This is a genomic window from Streptomyces sp. NPDC048639, from assembly GCF_043199075.1.
In the GTDB taxonomy this organism is placed as follows: Bacteria; Actinomycetota; Actinomycetes; order Streptomycetales; family Streptomycetaceae; genus Streptomyces.
Map to the genome: position 1 here is coordinate 706,855 of NZ_JBICVP010000003.1, position 16,185 is coordinate 723,039.

The window sequence follows — 16,185 nt, forward strand, 5'->3', positions numbered from 1 at the left end:
GGTGGAAAGGTGAAGTCGTGAGCGGAGACGGCTACGACGGGTACGACCGGTTACGGATCGACCGGACCGGGCAGGCAGAGGCATTCGACGCGATCGGAGACCGCTACGACGAGGCGTTCCCGCACAAGGAGGGGCAGCTCATATCCGGCCGCACGCTGGCCGAGCAACTCCCCGCGGGCTCGCGCGTCCTCGATGTCGGATGCGGCACGGGGCTGCCCACCGCGGCGCAGCTGACCGAGGCGGGGCACCGGGTCGTCGGCATCGACCTGTCGCCCGCCATGGTCAAGCTCGCCCGTGACAACGTCCCTGCCGCCGAGTTCCATGTGGCGGACCTGGCGGATCTGTCCGGTCCGACGGACTTGGCAGACCTGGCGGACCCGGCCGTTCCGGCGGACGGCGAGGCCCAAGGACCCCCGGGACCGGGCCTGTTCGACGGCATCGCGGCCTACTTCTCGCTTCTGATGCTCCCCCGTGCGGAGATCCCGTACGCCCTGCGCACACTGCACGGACTGCTGCGGCCCGAAGGGCTGCTCGCCCTGTCGATGGTCGAAGCCGATGTGGACGACTTCGCAATTCCGTTCCTGGGCCGCACGATCCGGGTATCCGGTTACGTGAGGGACGAATTGCGCCAGGTCGTACTCGATGCGGGATTCGAGGTCGCCGGGGAGGACTCGTACTCGTACGCCCCGGCCAGCACGGACGTACCGCCCGAGATCCAGCTCTTCCTCAACTGCCGACGACGCGCCTGACCAAGCGCGCCCGACGCGCAGCCCCGGACGGATGGAACCCTACGCGTGACGGAGTACCCGACCTCGCACAGCGGCCGCCAGGCCGCTGCCCCAGCCGCACCCGCGGCGGGCCAGGCCCCGCGGGCCCACGAGGATGCCCCCAGCACGGCCGCCCCCGACCCTCGCCGCGCCATGCAGCAGGCCGCGAGCGGCACCCCGGCCCCGGAGTCCGGGAGCCGGCGGCGCACCTCACGCCGCTCCGCGGAGCGGGACGGCACCATAGGCAGGCCCCGGCCGCCGGCCGACGGCATCGCCGCGGCCGCCGACGGCCGGGGGCACAGCCCCGCGGCGGAGGACACGCCCGCAGGACGGTCCGAGACGGACTCGGGTGGCTCACCGCACCCGACCGAGCCGGACGGTTCCAGCGCGGACCGCAACGCCGCACGGAGCGCCGCCCGGCGCTCCGGCCGCGCCCAGGGCGGCGGAGCGGCCCGCCAGGAGCGCGGCGCAGGCGCGGCGTCCTCGGTGGCCAACCGCCGCAGCCGCGCGACCGCTTCGGCCTCCGCGGCCGACCCGTCGCAGGGCGCGCCGCACCCCACCGACGCAGACGGCCGCCGGGCCCCGGAGCGCAAGACCACCGCGGCCGCGTCCCGGCGGTCGGCGCGTGCGAAGGCGGCCGAGCCGGGCGGTTCGCTCGGCCATCAGCGGCCCGCGTCCGAGCCGATGACCGGTACCGCGAGCGGAGGCGGGCGGTCCGAAACGGTCGCCCCGGACCCGGTCGAGCCCGTGGCGGACCGGCCGCACGTGGAGACCGGAACCACCTCCCGTGCCGGGGACCGGCTGCGGTTCGTCGGCGCGGCGACGCGCCGGATCGCCCGCGGCATCGACCTGGACGAGATCGTGCTCGGCCTGTGCCGGGCCACCGTCCCCACGTTCGCCGACGTCATCCTCGTCTACCTCCGCGACCCGCTGCCCGTCGGCGACGAGCGGCCGGTCGCCCCGGTCGTGCTCCGGCTGCGCCGCACCGACCGGATCCCCGAGGAGCAGGACACCGACGGCGGCCGGATGCCGTCGCTCAATCTGCAGACCGAGTTCCCGCAGGCCGCCGAGCTCGCGGAGGTGCGGCCCGGCGGGCCGCTCGCCGAAGTCCTGCGCGGTGTACGACCGGTGTTCGGCGACTCGGCCGCGGCCCGCGCGGCGCTGCCCGAACTCCTGGGCCCGCACCACGCGATCCCCGACCACCAGCGGGCCATCCTCGCGCCACTGCGCGGCCGGCGCCGGGTGATCGGCGCCGCCGTCTTCTTCCGGCGCCCGGAGCGGCCGGCGTTCGAGGCCGACGACCTGCTGGTCGCCGCGCAGCTCGCGACGCACACGGCGCTGGGTGTCGACAAGGCGGTGCTGTACGGGCGTGAGGCGTACATCGCGGACGCGCTGCAGCGCACCATGCTTCCCGAGACGCTGCCGCAGCCCACGGGCGTACGTCTGGCCAGCCGCTATCTGCCGGCCGCCGAGACCGCACGGGTGGGCGGCGACTGGTACGACGCGATCCCGCTGCCCGGCAGCCGGGTCGCCCTCGTCGTCGGCGACGTCATGGGGCACTCCATGACCTCCGCCGCGATCATGGGCCAGCTCCGTACGACAGCCCAGACCCTGGCCGGGCTCGACCTGCCGCCGCAGGAGGTGCTGCACCACCTCGACGAGCAGGCGCAGCGGCTCGGCAGCGACCGCATGGCCACCTGCCTCTACGCGGTCTACGACCCGGTGGCGCACCGGATCGTGGTGGCCAACGCCGGTCATCCGCCGCCCGTTCTGCTGCACTTGGGCGGCCGGGCCGAGGTGCTGCGCGTACCGCCGGGCGCGCCGATCGGTGTCGGCGGTGTCGACTTCGAGGCCGTCGAACTGGACGCCCCGGCGGGCGCCACGCTGCTGCTCTACACCGACGGACTCGTCGAATCCCGGATGCGCGACGTCTGGACCGGGATAGAGCAGCTCCGCGAGAAGCTGACGGCGACGGCCCGGTTGACCGGGCCGGACCACCCGCCGCCGCTGGAGCCGCTGTGCGACGAGGTCCTCGACATGCTCGGCCCGGGCGACCGGGACGACGACATAGCGCTGCTGGCCGCCCGGTTCGACGGCATCGCGCCGAGCGACGTCGCGTACTGGTTCCTGGACCCGACCGAGCAAGCGCCGGGCAAGGCACGGCGGCTGGCCCGGCGGGCGCTGGACCGCTGGGGTCTCTCGGACCTCAGCGACTCCGTCGAACTGCTCATCAGCGAGGTGGTGACCAACGCCGTGCGGTACGCCGAGCGGCCGATCACCCTGCGCCTGCTCCGTACGGACGTGCTGCGCTGCGAGGTCGGCGACGACGTGCCGCAGCTGCCGCGGCTGCGGCAGGCCCGCCCGTCGGACGAGGGCGGGCGCGGGCTGTACCTGGTCAACAAGCTGGCGCGGCGCTGGGGCGCGACGCGGCTGAGCACCGGCAAGGTGGTGTGGTTCGAGCTGGGCAGTCCGCCCCGGAGCTGAGGGAGGGGCCGGCCGTCATGGTCGGCCTTCCCGCCGGGCCTCCGAACCCGGGCCGTCGCGGCCTTGCGCTCATGACCGCGGCGGCCCGGTCGCATGTCCGGAAGCCACCGGGCCGCCGAACCGGGGGCGGATCGCCCCGTGATCCCTGCGATCCACTGCGCAGGGGCGCGCCGCGTGGACGGCCGGGTGCGCGCGGCGCCCCGCCGCGGCGCCCCCGCGTGAAGGTCGGCCACGCCACGTGGCCCGCTTCGCCGCGTGTACGACATTCAGCTCTGGACACTCGGTCCAGATGGTTGCCGACGTGACGTCGGCAGAGTTGACTGCGAAACGGACACAAGGGCATAAATCCCTACGCACTGCGAGGCGCTCCATGACCGAGTCCACCCGGTACCCGTACACGACCAACAACGCCGGCGTCCCCGTCGGGAGCGATGAGCACTCGCTCACCGTCGGAGACACCGGACCGATCCTGCTGCACGACCACTATCTGATCGAGAAGATGGCCCAGTTCAACCGCGAACGGGTCCCCGAGCGGGTGGTGCACGCCAAGGGCAGTGGCGCGTACGGCGTCTTCACCGTGACCAACGACGTCAGCCAGTTCACCAAGGCGGACCTCTTCCAGCCGGGCAGGACCACCGAGATGCTGGCCCGGTTCTCCACGGTCGCCGGTGAGCAGGGCAGCCCCGACACCTGGCGCGATCCGCGCGGCTTCGCCCTGAAGTTCTACACCGAGGTCGGCAACTACGACCTGGTCGGCAACAACACCCCGGTCTTCTTCGTCCGGGACCCGATGAAGTTCCAGGACTTCATCCGCAGCCAGAAGCGCCGCCCCGACAGCGGGGTGCGCGACCACGACATGCAGTGGGATTTCTGGACGCTGTCACCGGAGTCGGCCCACATGGTCACCTGGCTGATGGGCGACCGCGGTGTCCCGAAGACGTACCGCAACATGAACGGCTACGGCTCGCACACCTACATGTGGACCAACGCCGGTGGCGAGCGCTTCTGGATCAAGTACCACATCAAGACCGACCAGGGCATGGACTTCCTCACCCAGTCCGAGGCCGACGCCCTCGCGGGCGAGGACGGGGACACGCACCGGCGCGACCTCTTCGACTCCATCGCCGCCGGCGACGCCCCGTCCTGGACGATGTACGTCCAGGTCATGCCGTTCGACGACGCGCCGGACTACCGCTTCAACCCGTTCGACCTGACGAAGGTCTGGCCGCACGGCGACTACCCGCTCATCGAGGTCGGCCGGATGACGCTCAACCGGAACCCGGAGGACTTCTTCGTCCACATCGAGCAGTCCGCGTTCGAGCCTTCCAATCTCGTGCCCGGCATCAGCGTCTCGCCGGACAAGATGCTGCTCGGCCGGATCTTCTCCTACGCGGACACCCACCGCTACCGCATCGGCCCCAACTACGCCCAGCTGCCGCCGAACCGGCCGCACGCCCCCGTGCACTCCTACGCCAAGGACGGGCCGATGCGGTACGAGCCCAACCGGGTCGGCGCGGTCTACGCCCCCAACTCGTACGGCGGACCGGCCGCGGACACCACACGCTTCGGGGACCCGGAAGGCTGGCACACGGCGGGCGAGATGGTGCGCGAGTCGTACAGGCTCCACCGCGAGGACGACGACTGGGGCCAGGCGGGCACGATGGTCCGCAGCGTGCTCGACGACGCGGCGCGGGACCGGCTCGTCTCCAACATCTCCGGCCACCTCAAGGACGGCGTGAGCCGCCCGATCCTGGAGCGGGCGATCCAGTACTGGCGCAATGTCGACAAGAACCTTGGCGACCGCGTCAACAAGGCGGTCAACGGCGGCTGATCCGGGACCGGATCAGCAATCCGTGGCCGACAAACGGGAGCGCCCGGGGCTTCAGAGCCCCGGGCGCTCCCGTTCGTGTCACTCCTCCAAGGACTGCGGCGGCGGGTCGTCGCCGTCACCCGGGCCCGGCGGTTCCGACGGGCGGGGGGTCGGCTTCGGCGGGCGCGGGCTCTCCGGCGGCGGGCTGGACGGCGTGCTCGGCGACGGGTCGTCCGGCGAGGGGTCGCTGGGCGACGGCTCGTCCGGGGACTCCGACCCTTGCGAGGCGGACGGCTCCGGGTCCGGGTCCGGATCGGTCGTGCCGGAGGACGTGGAGGGCACGGGGGTGACGGCTGCGCCCTGGTCGGTGTCCAGGTCGAACTTCGCCGGTTCCTCCCCGCTCAGCGCGGTCTTGGTGTACGCGGCCCAGATCTCGGCCGGATACTTGCCGCCGTCGACGCGGCCGCCGCCGCCCGCACCGCTGAGCGACACCTGCCGGCCGTTCTTCGACTCTCCGAACAGGCCCACGGAGGTCACCAGGTCGGGGGTGTAGCCGGTGAACCAGGCGGACTTGTTGTCGTCCGACGTACCGGTCTTGCCCGCGATCTCCAGTCCGGCCGAGGCCGCGGCCGCACCCGTACCGTCCTCGACGACGCCCGTCAGGACGGAGGTGAGAGAGTCCGCGGTCGTACGGTCGACCACCTGTTCCTTGTCGGGCTCCGGCAGTTCGACCTTCTCCTCGCCCCGCTCGGCGGACTTCACCAGCCGCGGGGTGACCTTCTGGCCGTGGTTGTCGAGGGACGCGTAGACGCCCGCCATGTCCAGCGGGCTCGCGCCCATGACACCCAGCGACATGGATGGACGTATGACGAAGCCGCCCGCCTTCTCGTTCATGCCGAGGCCCACCGCGGTGTCCTTGACGTCCTGGAGGCCGACGTCGACGCCCATCTGCGCGAAGACGGAGTTGATGGACTTGTTCATGGCCCGCTGGACAGTGACCTGGCCGTAGCTGACGTTGTCCTCGTTCGGCGGGGCGAACGGGGTCGGGCTGCCCTTGACGGGCCGCTTGTTCGTGCCGTCGTACATGGTGTTGGCGGCGATGGGGACGCCGTCCTGGGTCTTGGCGCTGTTCTCCAGGGCCGACGCCAGGACGAGCGGCTTGAACGTGGACGCCGCCTGGTAGTCGCGGCGGGTGGCGTTGCTGATCTGGTGTTTGACGAAGTCCCGGCCGCCGTAGAGCGCGAGCACCCGGCCGGTCTTCGGGTCGACGGACGCGGCACCGGGCTGGACGTGGCCGTCGGCCTTCCGCTCCTTGGGGTCGAGGTCCGCCAGGAGGCTGCTCTTGACGGCCTTCTCCAGGGCCCGCTGCTTCTTCCGGTCGATGTTGAGGGTGATGTCGTACCCGCCGCCCGCCTCGAGTTCCTGCTCGTCGACGCCGGAGGCGATCAGTTCGGCCTTCGCTGCCTGGACGAGATAGCCGGCCTGACCCTCCAGGCCCGGGGCGGACTTGGGGGCGATCGGCTCGGGGAACTTCAGGCCCTCGCGCCTGCCGCGATCGAGCCAGTCCATCTCGACCATGTTGTCCAGGACGTAGTTCCACCGCTGGAGGACCCGCTTGCGGGCGGTGTCGTCGGACTTGGCGTTGGTCCAGTCGTACTGGTTCGGGGCCTGGAGCAGCGCGGCCAGGTACGCGCCCTGCTCCACGGTCAGATCGTCGGAGTCCACGCCGTAGTACGCGCGGGCCGCGGCCTGGATCCCCCAGGCGCCGCGCCCGTAGTAGCTGGTGTTGATGTACCCGGCGAGGATCTCGTCCTTGCTCTTCTCCCGGTCGACCTTGAGCGCGATGATCAGCTCCTTGGCCTTGCGGCTGACCGTCTGCTCCTGCGTCAGGAAGTAGTTCTTGACGTACTGCTGGGTGATCGTGGAGCCACCCTGTTTGCCCTTGCCGGTGACGGTGTTGAGCAGGCCGCGGGCGGTGCCCTTCATGTCGACGCCGGAGTCGCTGTAGAAGGTCTTGTTCTCGGCGGCGACGAAGGTGCGCTGGACGCTCTTGGGAACCTTGGTCAGCGGTACGAGCTCGCGGTTGACCTGGCCGCGGCGGGCGATGACGGTGCCGTCGCTGTACCGGTAGGTGTTGCTCTGCAGTTGGGCCTGGGCGTTGGCACCGGGGACGTCGACGTAGAGGTACAGCGCGACGAAGGCTCCGATGAAGAGGGAGCACACGGTGAGGAAGGTGCCGAGGAGCTTCCTCCACGTGAAGAAGCGGCGTATGCCGCTCTTGGACTTCGCGCGGCGTGCGCCGCGTTCCCGCGCCCGACGCGCGTCAGCTCGTCCCATTTCCGCCAAAGCTCCAGTTCCGTCGCCTGCACAAAACTCAACGACGCTAACACCGCAACTCGGGTGAAACATCGATCGATCTAGGTTTTTCCGGACGTGACAATCAGCACCCGCCTTCATAGGGACTGACATGTGAACCGCCCGGAGGGTTGCCTTGGCGGCGTAAAGTGATATCACTTTGCTAGAGAACGCGGCACCGGCCGCGCCGCACGCCATGAGACGGGGGACACCATGTCCGACGCACCGCAGATGCCGAAACCACAGGTCCGCGAGGTCGCGGCACACGACATCGGCGGCGGGCTCGCCCTGCTGCTGGGACTCGTGGGGCTGATCGTCGGAGTGGGCACCGTCATCGGCGGCGCCGCCGTCTCCAGCGACGGCTCACCCGCGATCGGGGTGCCGCTGATCGCCCTGGGCGTGGTGATCGGCATCACCGCGCTCTTCGCGATGAGCGGACTGAACATGGTGGCGCCGGGCGAGGCCCGCGTGGTCCAGCTCTTCGGTCGCTACGTCGGCACGATCCGCACCGACGGCCTGCGCTGGGTGAACCCACTGACCTCGCGCGAGAAGATCTCCACCCGGGTCCGCAACCACGAGACCCCGGTCCTCAAGGTCAACGACGCGTACGGCAACCCGATCGAGCTCGCCGCCGTCGTCGTCTGGCGGGTCGAGGACACCGCGCAGGCGGTCTTCGAGGTGGACGACTTCCTGGAGTTCGTCTCCACCCAGACCGAGGCCGCCGTCCGGCACATCGCGATCGAGTACCCCTACGACGCGCACGACGAGGACGCCCTGTCCCTGCGCGGCAACGCCGAGGAGATCACCGAGAAGCTCGCCGCCGAACTGGCCGCCCGCGTCGAGGCCGCCGGCGTACGGATCGTGGAGTCGCGCTTCACCCACCTCGCGTACGCCCCCGAGATCGCCTCGGCGATGCTCCAGCGGCAGCAGGCGGGGGCGGTCGTGGCCGCCCGGCGCCAGATCGTCGACGGCGCGGTCGGGATGGTCGAGGCGGCGCTGACCCGGATGTCCGAGCGCGACCTGGTGGAGCTCGACGAGGAGCGCAAGGCCGCGATGGTCAGCAATCTGATGGTGGTGCTGTGCGGCGACCGGGCCGCCCAGCCGGTCCTCAACACGGGCACGCTCTACCAGTGACGGACATCCAGTGACCGACGACGAACTCCCCCGCGACACCGGGGGCGGCGACGGGCACCGGAAGCGCCGGCCGCAGCAGCGCAAGCAGGTGCTGCTGCGGCTGGACCCGGCCGTGCACGACGCGATCACACGCTGGGCGGAGTCCGAACTGCGCAGCACCAACGCCCAGATCGAGTACCTGCTGCGCCGGGCGCTGGCGGAGACCGGCCGCCTGCCCCGCGCGGCGGGCCCGATGCCGCGGCGCGGCCGTCCGCCGATGGGCACCGGCCCGGCGACGGAGCCGGGCGGGGAGCGGGGCGCCGGGCCTCGGCCCGAGTAGCCCGGGCCCGGCCCGAGTAAGCGGCCCGAGCGACTGCGGACCCGGCCCGAGCAGCTGCCGGCCCGAGTGGCAGGGAGCCCCGAACGCCGCGGACCCGAAGCGGTCCCGGGGGGTGAGCGCAGCGGCCCCGGACGGCCGGGTGTCCCGAACGACGCGGGCCTCGATCGTCCGGCACCCGAGGACCGGACCTGTCGGCCGAACGGATCGCGCCGGGCCGCCCACGGCCACAGCACCGCCGACGACAGCGTTCCTCAACCGCCTGACCTGCGGCAACAGACTATCCCCCCCGTCTATACACTACGCGTATACGCATGGTGTAGAGTCACGCCCATGTCCATTGGCCACACTCTGCTCGGACTCCTGGAGTCCGGCCCCCGCCACGGCTACGACCTGAAGCGCGCCTTCGACGAACGCTTCGGCCACGACCGCCCGCTGCACTACGGGCAGGTCTACTCGACCATGTCGCGCCTGCTGAAGAACGGACTCGTCGAAGTCGACGGCATCGAGCCCGGCGGCGGCCCCGAGCGGAAGCGGTACGCCATCACCGACGCCGGGATCACCGACGTCGAGCAGTGGCTCGCACAACCCGAGAAGCCCGAGCCGTATCTGCAGAGCACCCTCTACACCAAGGTCGTGCTCGCCCTGCTGACCAGCAGGAGCGCCGCGGATCTGCTCGACTCCCAGCGCTCCGAACATCTGCGGCTCATGCGGGAGCTGACCCGCCGCAAGTCCTCCGGCGACATCGCCGACCAGCTCATCTGTGACCACGCCCTGTTCCATCTCGAAGCGGATCTGCGGTGGCTCGAGCTGACCGCCGCCCGACTCGACCAGCTCGCGAAGGAGGTCCGCTCGTGACCCCCACCGGCGCCCTGCTCTCCGCCTCCGCCCTCCACAAGGCGTACGGCCCGACACCCGCCCTCGACGGCGCGGACTTCGGCATCCACCCGGGCGAGGTCGTCGCCGTCATGGGCCCCTCCGGCTCGGGCAAGTCGACCCTCCTGCACTGCCTGGCCGGGATCGTCCGGCCCGACTCGGGTTCGGTCCACTTCCGCGGCCGTGAGCTCTCGGCGCTGTCCGACTCCGAGCGGAGCGCGCTGCGCCGCGGCGAGTTCGGCTTCGTCTTCCAGTTCGGCCAGCTCGTCCCCGAGCTGACCTGTGTGGAGAACGTCGCCCTGCCGCTCCGGCTGAACGGCACCAAGCGCAAGGAGGCCGAGGCCCGTGCGCTGACGTGGCTGGAGCGGCTCGAGGTCGACGATGTGCGCGCCAAGCGCCCCGGCGAGGTCTCCGGCGGTCAGGGCCAGCGGGTCGCGGTCGCCCGGTCACTGGTCACGGAACCGAGCGTGCTGTTCGCGGACGAGCCGACCGGCGCCCTGGACTCCCTCAACGGCGAGCGCGTGATGCAGCTCCTCACGGAGGCGGCGAGGACCACGCGCGCCGCTGTCGTACTCGTCACCCACGAGGCGCGCGTCGCCGCCTACTCCGACCGCGAGGTCGTCGTACGGGACGGCCGGGCGCGGGACATGGCGGCCGTCGGATGACCGGCACCATGACCGAGCGCCCGACGGGCACACCCACCGCGGCGACGGAGGAGACCCCGCGGGCCGGACTCGCCCGCTGGGTCGCCGACCTCGCGATGGGGGCCCGGTTCGCCCTCACCGGAGGGCGCGAGAGCTGGACGCGCACCCTGCTCACCGCGATAGGCGTCGGCCTGGGCGTGGTCCTCCTGCTGGGGGCGACCGCCGCCCCGGCCATGGTCACCTCCCGGGAGGCCCGCACCGACGCACGCGCCACGGCCAGCGGCTGGGGGACGGACATCAAGCGGGGTCCGGACACGCTCCAGGTCCTCGACCACTCCACCACCTTTCACGACAAGGACATCGGGGGGATGTCCGTCCGCCCGGACGGCGACAAGGCGCCCGTGCCGCCGGGCGTCTCGAAGCTCCCCGGTCCGGGCGAGATGGCCGCCTCGCCCGCTCTCCAGGACCTCCTGAACTCGCCCGAGGGCAAGGTGCTGCGGGAGCGGCTGCCCGACCGCGTCACGGCAACGATCGGTGACGAAGGGCTGAGCGGCCCGGGCGAGCTGATCTACTACAAGGGCATGAAGGGGAAGGCGCCGAAGGACGCGACCTATCGCATCGATCACTTCGGAACGCCGAACGAGAGCGAGGAGCTGCCGCCCCAACTCCTGCTGCTCGTCATCATCGCCTGTGTCGTCCTGCTGCTGCCTGTGGCGATCTTCATCGCGACCGCGGTGCGCTTCGGTGGTGAGCGGCGGGACCGGCGCCTGGCCGCCCTCCGGCTGGTCGGGGCGGACAGTCGCATGGTCCGCAGGATCGCCGCCGGTGAGGCGATGGTCGCCTCGGCTGCCGGATTGGCACTGGGCAGCGCGTTGTTCCTGGTGGCCCGGCAGTTCGCCGGCTCGGTGTCGATGTGGGACATGACCGTCTTCCCCTCCGATGTGACGCCCTCCCCGGTTCTTGCGCTGCTGATCGCCGTCGGGGTCCCCCTCTCCGGGGTACTCGTCACGTTGTTCGCGCTCCGCGGCGTGACCATCGAGCCCTTGGGGGTCGTACGGATCAGCACAACGCGGCGCCGGCGGCTGTGGTGGCGGTTGGCCATTCCCGCGCTCGGGCTTGCCCTGCTGCTTCCGATGGTGGGGGGCTTCAAGGGGAGCGGCGACCTGGAGATCTACCAAGTCGCCACGGGTGCCGTGCTGTTGCTCATCGGCGTCACTGCCGTACTCCCCTGGCTCGTCGAGGCCGTCGTCAACCGTTTCAGCGGCGGTCCGCTGCCCTGGCAGCTGGCGACGCGCAGGCTCCAGCTCAGCAGCGGTACGGCGTCCCGTGCGGTCAGCGGCATCACCATCGCCGTCGCCGGTGCGATCGCCATCCAGATGCTCTTCGCCAGCGCGGAACAGAACAACACCAGGCCCACCGGGCGGGACACGAGCTGGGCCCAGATGAACGTGTCCGCTCCCGTCGCGAGCCGGGACGGGGCCGACCGGATCTTCGACAAGGTCCGGGACACGCGTGGTGTGGAGAAGGTCTTCCCCGAAGTCCACGGCTATGTCTCGGAGGTGCGGAAGCCGAAGAACGCCGAGGCCCGGGGCGACGAACTCACCGTCTCGGACTGCTCGGTGCTGCGACGGGTCCTCCGGATCTCCTCCTGCCGGAACGGCGATGTCTTCGTCGTGCCGTCGGACGCCGACTACGGCTTCGCCAAGCCGGGCCGGACGGCGGACCTCACCGGCCAGCCGGATGCCTCCGGGGAGCCGGAGCTGTGGAAGATCCCCGCATCCGCCCGCGTGGTGACGAGCAAGGACAGTCCCCTCGGGTACGCGCCCAGCGGCATCTTCGCGACGCCCTCCGCCCTGGACATCGCGAGGATCACCGACGCCTCCGCGTCAGCTCTGGTGAAACTCGATCCCGATGAACCGGAGGCGAAGGAGTACGTCCGCAACACCGCTGCCGCGATCGGCCCGACGACCCAGGCGATGACGCTCAGCGAATCCGAGGTGACGTCGCAGTTCGCCACCATCCGGCGCGGGCTGTTCATCGGCGCAACCGTGACGCTGGGGCTGATCGGGGCCAGCATGATCGTGTCGATGCTGGAGCAACTCCGTGAACGCAGGCGGCTGTTGTCCGTCCTGGTGGCCTTCGGAACCCGCCGCCCGACCATCGGCTGGTCGGTCTTCTGGCAGACGGCCGTACCGGTCGCCCTCGGCCTCGGCCTGTCGGTCGCCGGCGGGGTGGCGCTGGGGGCGGTGCTGCTGAAGCTGGTCGACGAACCGGTGGCCATCGACTGGTGGAGCCTCTCCACGATGACGGGGTTCGGGGCGGGCGTGATCCTGCTGGTCACCGTGGTCAGCATGCCGCCGCTGTGGCGGATGATGCGCCCGGACGGCCTCCGCACCGAGTAGCCGTCCCGCCGTGAACGACGAACGCGCCCCCGCCGCAATGGCGGGGGCGCGTTTTCGTGCCCGTTGCGCGTACGGGCCGTGTCAGCGCGCGCGTTCCGTGCCCGCTGCACGTACGGGCCGTGTCAGCGCACGAAGTCCCGTGTCACCTGGGACGCGGTGTCGCTCACCAGCAGCCAGGCGTGCTCGATGCAGCCGATGTCGGTGTTGGTGGCGCCGGACAGGATCGTGCTCTCGTCAGGGTTGATGATCTCGTCGCAATGGGACCAGAACGCCCCGTAGTCGACGTCTCCGGGAGTCTCGTCACCGGCGTTCAGCTCGGACAGGAACGCGCTGTCCTCCTTCATCTCCTTGCAGGAGGTGATCGCCCACGAGCAGACCCCGGCGATGGACGTGCCGTGGTTGGGGCCGCCCAGGGAGACCCAGTCGTCGACGTACTGGTCGCCGCCCAGGAACTTGATGTAGTAGCGCGACCCGAGGCCGCCCATCGAGTGGGTGACGATGTCGACCTTGTCCGCGCCGGTGCGGGCGCGCAGGGCGTCGACCTCGTCGCGGATCTCCTCCGCGGTGGTGACGTTGGACTGGAAGACGTCGTACGACATGGCCTGCAGCCGGTCGGCCGGGTAGCCGGCGTCCTCGAAGTCGCTCTTCATGTCGAACCAGTTCCACGCACCGCCCTTGTAGCCGTGCACGAAGAGCACGGGGTCCGGTTCGTCCGCGTGGGCCGAGGGCGCGGCTGCCAGCGGGGTGAGGACCAGGGCGAGTGTCGCGGCGAGGGTGGAGGCGGTGCGTCCGCGGATGCGCATGGGGGCTCCAAGTCTGCTCGGAGTGCAACCGAAGGCTGACGGCGCACACCGGACGTGGGTCCCGGATGGTCGGTCCCGGACCCGTCCCCGTTTGCCGCCGGCCACACCGGTCCGCCGTCCCGAGCGGGCCGGTGTGACACCGATTACTCTCGATCGCTGGCCACGCCCTCACAAGGAGTAGCGATACTCAACTTGGCGCATCCCAGGGCGTGATGACGCCTGCGGGAGTGCGCGCCACGGGCCCGTGAGCGGGCGCGAGAGCCGTACACAAGGGGGCGGGCAAGCGCCGGTGGCACAGGGGAGCGCGCGGGCGCGAGAGTCGTACGGCGGTGAGCCGCCGGGCTGTGGCCTACGCGCCGCAGATCTGCACGGGCAGCGCCCGGAGCGCCTCCCGCAGCGCGGCCGCGAGCATCCCGAACTCGTCCGCACGCGCCGCCCCCGAGCGCATGGCCAGGGCTATACGGCGTGACGGGGCGGGGTCGGCGAAGGACCCCGTGGCCAGGCTGTCGTTGCCGGAGGTCTCGACGCGCAGCGCCGTGCGCGGCAGCAGTGTCACCCCGAGCCCGCCCGCGACGAGCTGGACCAGGGTCGAGAGCCCGGCCGCGCTCGTGGCCACCGGAAGCCCCTGCTCCCGTCCGGCCTCCCGGCAGATGTCGAGGGCCTGGTCGCGCAGGCAGTGCCCCTCGTCCAGGAGCAGCAGGTCGAGTTCGCGCAGCGCCTCGCGCGGAATGTCGTCGCGCCCCGCGAGCCAGTGGTCCTGCGGCGTCGCCAGCACGAAGTCCTCGTCGAAGAGCGGGAGTTCGGTGACACCGGGCGCGCCGAGCGGTACGGCGAGCAGCAGGACGTCCAGCCGCCCGTGCGCGAGCCCGTCGAGCAGGGAGCCGGTCTGCTCCTCGTGCACCTGGAGCTCAAGCTCGGGATAGCGGTCACGGACCGTACGCAGCACGGTCGGCAGCAGATACGGCGCGACGGTCGGGATCACGCCGAGCCGGAGCACGCCGGTGAACGGCGCCCGCGCCGCCTCGGCCTCCTCCAGCAGCCCGCCGACGGCCTCCAGCACGGCACGGGCGCGGACCGCGAGCCGCTCCCCCGCGGGAGAGAGCAGCACTTTGCGCGTCGTACGCTCCAGCAGCTGCACGCCGAGCACATCCTCCAGCGCGGAGACGGCTCCGGAGAGCGCGGGTTGACTCATGCCGATGGCCGATGCGGCGTCCCGGAAGTGGAGATGCTCGGCGACCGCGGCGAAGGCGCGGAGCTGGGCGAGGCTCGGCTGACGCACGCCTCCCGCGTTCCGCCGGGGAGTCCTTCCGTTCACACCACTCACAGCCACTGATAACCACCTCCGATCAACATCAACAAGTCTACCGATTTCCGCGATCAATCAGCCTGTGGAAAGGTATGAGACGTCCAACCCCCAACGGAAGACCCCAAAAGGGACTTCCGAGCAACAAGGAGAGCGCGTGCTCACTGTCGGTGACAAGTTCCCCGAGTACGAACTGACCGCCTGCGTCTCGCTGGAGGCCGGCGAGGAGTTCGAGGAGATCAACCACAAGTCCTACGAGGGCAAGTGGCGCGTCGTCTTCTTCTGGCCCAAGGACTTCACCTTCGTCTGCCCGACCGAGATCGCCGCGTTCGGCAAGCTGAACGAGGAGTTCGCCGACCGCGACGCGCAGATCCTCGGCGTCTCCGGCGACTCCGAGTTCGTCCACCACGCCTGGCGCAAGGACCACGACGACCTGCGCGACCTGCCCTTCCCGATGCTCGCGGACTCCAGGCACGAGCTGATGAGCGACTGCGGCATCCAGGGCGAGGACGGCTTCGCGCAGCGCGCGGTCTTCATCGTGGACCCCAACAACGAGATCCAGTTCACGATGGTGACGGCCGGCTCCGTCGGCCGTAACCCCAAGGAGGTCCTGCGGGTCCTCGACGCGCTGCAGACCGACGAGCTCTGCCCCTGCAACTGGAGCAAGGGCGAGGACACCCTGGACCCGGTCAAGCTGCTGGCCGGTGAGTGATCATGGCACTGGCCGAGCTGAAGTCCGCGATACCGGACTACGCCAAGGACCTGAAGCTGAACCTCGGTTCGGTGATCGGCAACTCCGAGCTGCCGCAGCAGCAGCTCTGGGGCACGGTGCTCGCCTGTGCCATCGCCGCGCGCTCGCCGCGGGTGCTGAAGGAGCTGGAGCCGGAGGCGAAGGCCAACCTGTCGGCCGAGGCCTACACCGCCGCCAAGTCCGCCGCCGCGATCATGGCGATGAACAACGTCTTCTACCGGACCCGGCACCTGCTGTCGGACCCGGAGTACGGCACGCTGCGCGCGGGCCTGCGGATGAACGTCATCGGCAACCCGGGCGTCGAAAAGGCCGACTTCGAGCTGTGGTCGCTCGCCGTGTCGGCCATCAACGGCTGCGGCCAGTGCCTCGACTCGCACGAGCAGGTGCTCCGGAAGGCGGGCGTGGACCGCGAGACGGTCCAGGAGGCCTTCAAGATCGCAGCCGTGATCCAGGCGGTGGCCACCACGCTGGACGCCGAGGCCGCCCTGGCCGAGTAGGGGCGCGACGCCCGGTGCGGTCACGCACGTACGCGCACATCGC

At 70.9% G+C, this 16,185-nt stretch carries 13 protein-coding genes; 10 read left to right on the forward strand and 3 right to left on the reverse strand.

From position 1 onward, the window contains the following. Window positions 1–17 precede the first annotated feature (17 nt). From ACGFNH_RS11365 to ACGFNH_RS11375, 3 genes are all read left to right on the forward strand, one after another. Window positions 18–749, forward strand: coding sequence for a class I SAM-dependent DNA methyltransferase (locus ACGFNH_RS11365; protein ID WP_393652796.1), 732 nt, complete (start codon window positions 18–20; stop codon window positions 747–749). A gap of 288 nt (window positions 750–1,037) precedes the next feature. Continuing rightward, window positions 1,038–3,251 carry a SpoIIE family protein phosphatase gene (locus ACGFNH_RS11370; RefSeq protein WP_393652938.1) on the forward strand — a complete coding sequence of 738 codons (2,214 nt, stop codon included), beginning with the start codon at window positions 1,038–1,040 and terminating at the stop codon, window positions 3,249–3,251. A gap of 370 nt (window positions 3,252–3,621) precedes the next feature. Then, the gene (locus ACGFNH_RS11375) at window positions 3,622–5,082 is read left to right on the forward strand and encodes a catalase (RefSeq protein ID WP_393652797.1); all 1,461 of its coding nucleotides are present in this window, start codon (window positions 3,622–3,624) and stop codon (window positions 5,080–5,082) included. A 78-nt stretch (window positions 5,083–5,160) separates the two neighbouring features. Here the strand turns inward: ACGFNH_RS11375 and ACGFNH_RS11380 are convergent, their stop codons facing one another. Then, window positions 5,161–7,398 (reverse strand): transglycosylase domain-containing protein, encoded by a 2,238-nt coding sequence (locus ACGFNH_RS11380; protein ID WP_393652798.1) that lies wholly within the window; start codon window positions 7,396–7,398, stop codon window positions 5,161–5,163. Window positions 7,399–7,629: 231 nt separating this feature from the next. On the opposite strand from ACGFNH_RS11380, the gene ACGFNH_RS11385 reads away from it, so the two are divergent. The 5 genes from ACGFNH_RS11385 (at window position 7,630) to ACGFNH_RS11405 (ending at window position 12,788) form a co-directional block, all read left to right on the forward strand. After that, complete coding sequence (locus ACGFNH_RS11385) at window positions 7,630–8,550, forward strand: SPFH domain-containing protein (protein WP_393652799.1); 921 nt, start codon at window positions 7,630–7,632, stop codon at window positions 8,548–8,550. Window positions 8,551–8,560: 10 nt separating this feature from the next. Further along, window positions 8,561–8,869, forward strand: coding sequence for a hypothetical protein (locus ACGFNH_RS11390; protein ID WP_393652800.1), 309 nt, complete (start codon window positions 8,561–8,563; stop codon window positions 8,867–8,869). Window positions 8,870–9,199: 330 nt separating this feature from the next. Then, a complete protein-coding gene (locus ACGFNH_RS11395; protein WP_393652801.1) occupies window positions 9,200–9,724 on the forward strand; it encodes a PadR family transcriptional regulator in 525 nt (174 codons plus the stop codon). Further along, window positions 9,721–10,407: an ABC transporter ATP-binding protein gene (locus tag ACGFNH_RS11400; protein WP_393652802.1), complete on the forward strand. Its 687-nt coding sequence runs from the start codon at window positions 9,721–9,723 to the stop codon at window positions 10,405–10,407. Before ACGFNH_RS11395 ends, ACGFNH_RS11400 begins: the two co-directional genes overlap by 4 nt. Window positions 10,408–10,415: 8 nt before the next feature. After that, a complete protein-coding gene (locus ACGFNH_RS11405) occupies window positions 10,416–12,788 on the forward strand; it encodes an FtsX-like permease family protein (protein WP_393652803.1) in 2,373 nt (790 codons plus the stop codon). A gap of 122 nt (window positions 12,789–12,910) precedes the next feature. Here ACGFNH_RS11405 and ACGFNH_RS11410 read toward each other — a convergent pair whose 3' ends face one another. Next, window positions 12,911–13,591, reverse strand: coding sequence for an esterase/lipase family protein (locus tag ACGFNH_RS11410; RefSeq protein WP_393652804.1), 681 nt, complete (start codon window positions 13,589–13,591; stop codon window positions 12,911–12,913). A gap of 349 nt (window positions 13,592–13,940) precedes the next feature. Beyond that, window positions 13,941–14,870 carry a LysR substrate-binding domain-containing protein gene (locus ACGFNH_RS11415; protein ID WP_393652805.1) on the reverse strand — a complete coding sequence of 310 codons (930 nt, stop codon included), beginning with the start codon at window positions 14,868–14,870 and terminating at the stop codon, window positions 13,941–13,943. A gap of 181 nt (window positions 14,871–15,051) precedes the next feature. Between ACGFNH_RS11415 and ACGFNH_RS11420 the strand changes: the two genes are divergently transcribed. Further along, window positions 15,052–15,606: a peroxiredoxin gene (locus ACGFNH_RS11420; protein WP_393652806.1), complete on the forward strand. Its 555-nt coding sequence runs from the start codon at window positions 15,052–15,054 to the stop codon at window positions 15,604–15,606. 2 nt (window positions 15,607–15,608) lie between these two features. Further along, a complete protein-coding gene (locus ACGFNH_RS11425) occupies window positions 15,609–16,142 on the forward strand; it encodes an alkyl hydroperoxide reductase (protein ID WP_393652807.1) in 534 nt (177 codons plus the stop codon). Window positions 16,143–16,185: the final 43 nt, after the last annotated feature.

Bases quoted from the DNA above. Each gene is read 5' to 3' on its own strand.
- ACGFNH_RS11375 (WP_393652797.1), top strand. From the start codon at position 3,622: ATGACCGAGTCCACCCGGTACCCGTACACGACCAACAACGCCGGCGTC.
- ACGFNH_RS11410 (WP_393652804.1), bottom strand. From the start codon at position 13,591: ATGCGCATCCGCGGACGCACCGCCTCCACCCTCGCCGCGACACTCGCC.
- ACGFNH_RS11395 (WP_393652801.1), top strand. From the start codon at position 9,200: ATGTCCATTGGCCACACTCTGCTCGGACTCCTGGAGTCCGGCCCCCGC.
- ACGFNH_RS11425 (WP_393652807.1), top strand. From the start codon at position 15,609: ATGGCACTGGCCGAGCTGAAGTCCGCGATACCGGACTACGCCAAGGAC.
- ACGFNH_RS11405 (WP_393652803.1), top strand. From the start codon at position 10,416: ATGACCGAGCGCCCGACGGGCACACCCACCGCGGCGACGGAGGAGACC.
- ACGFNH_RS11380 (WP_393652798.1), bottom strand. From the start codon at position 7,398: ATGGGACGAGCTGACGCGCGTCGGGCGCGGGAACGCGGCGCACGCCGC.
- ACGFNH_RS11385 (WP_393652799.1), top strand. From the start codon at position 7,630: ATGTCCGACGCACCGCAGATGCCGAAACCACAGGTCCGCGAGGTCGCG.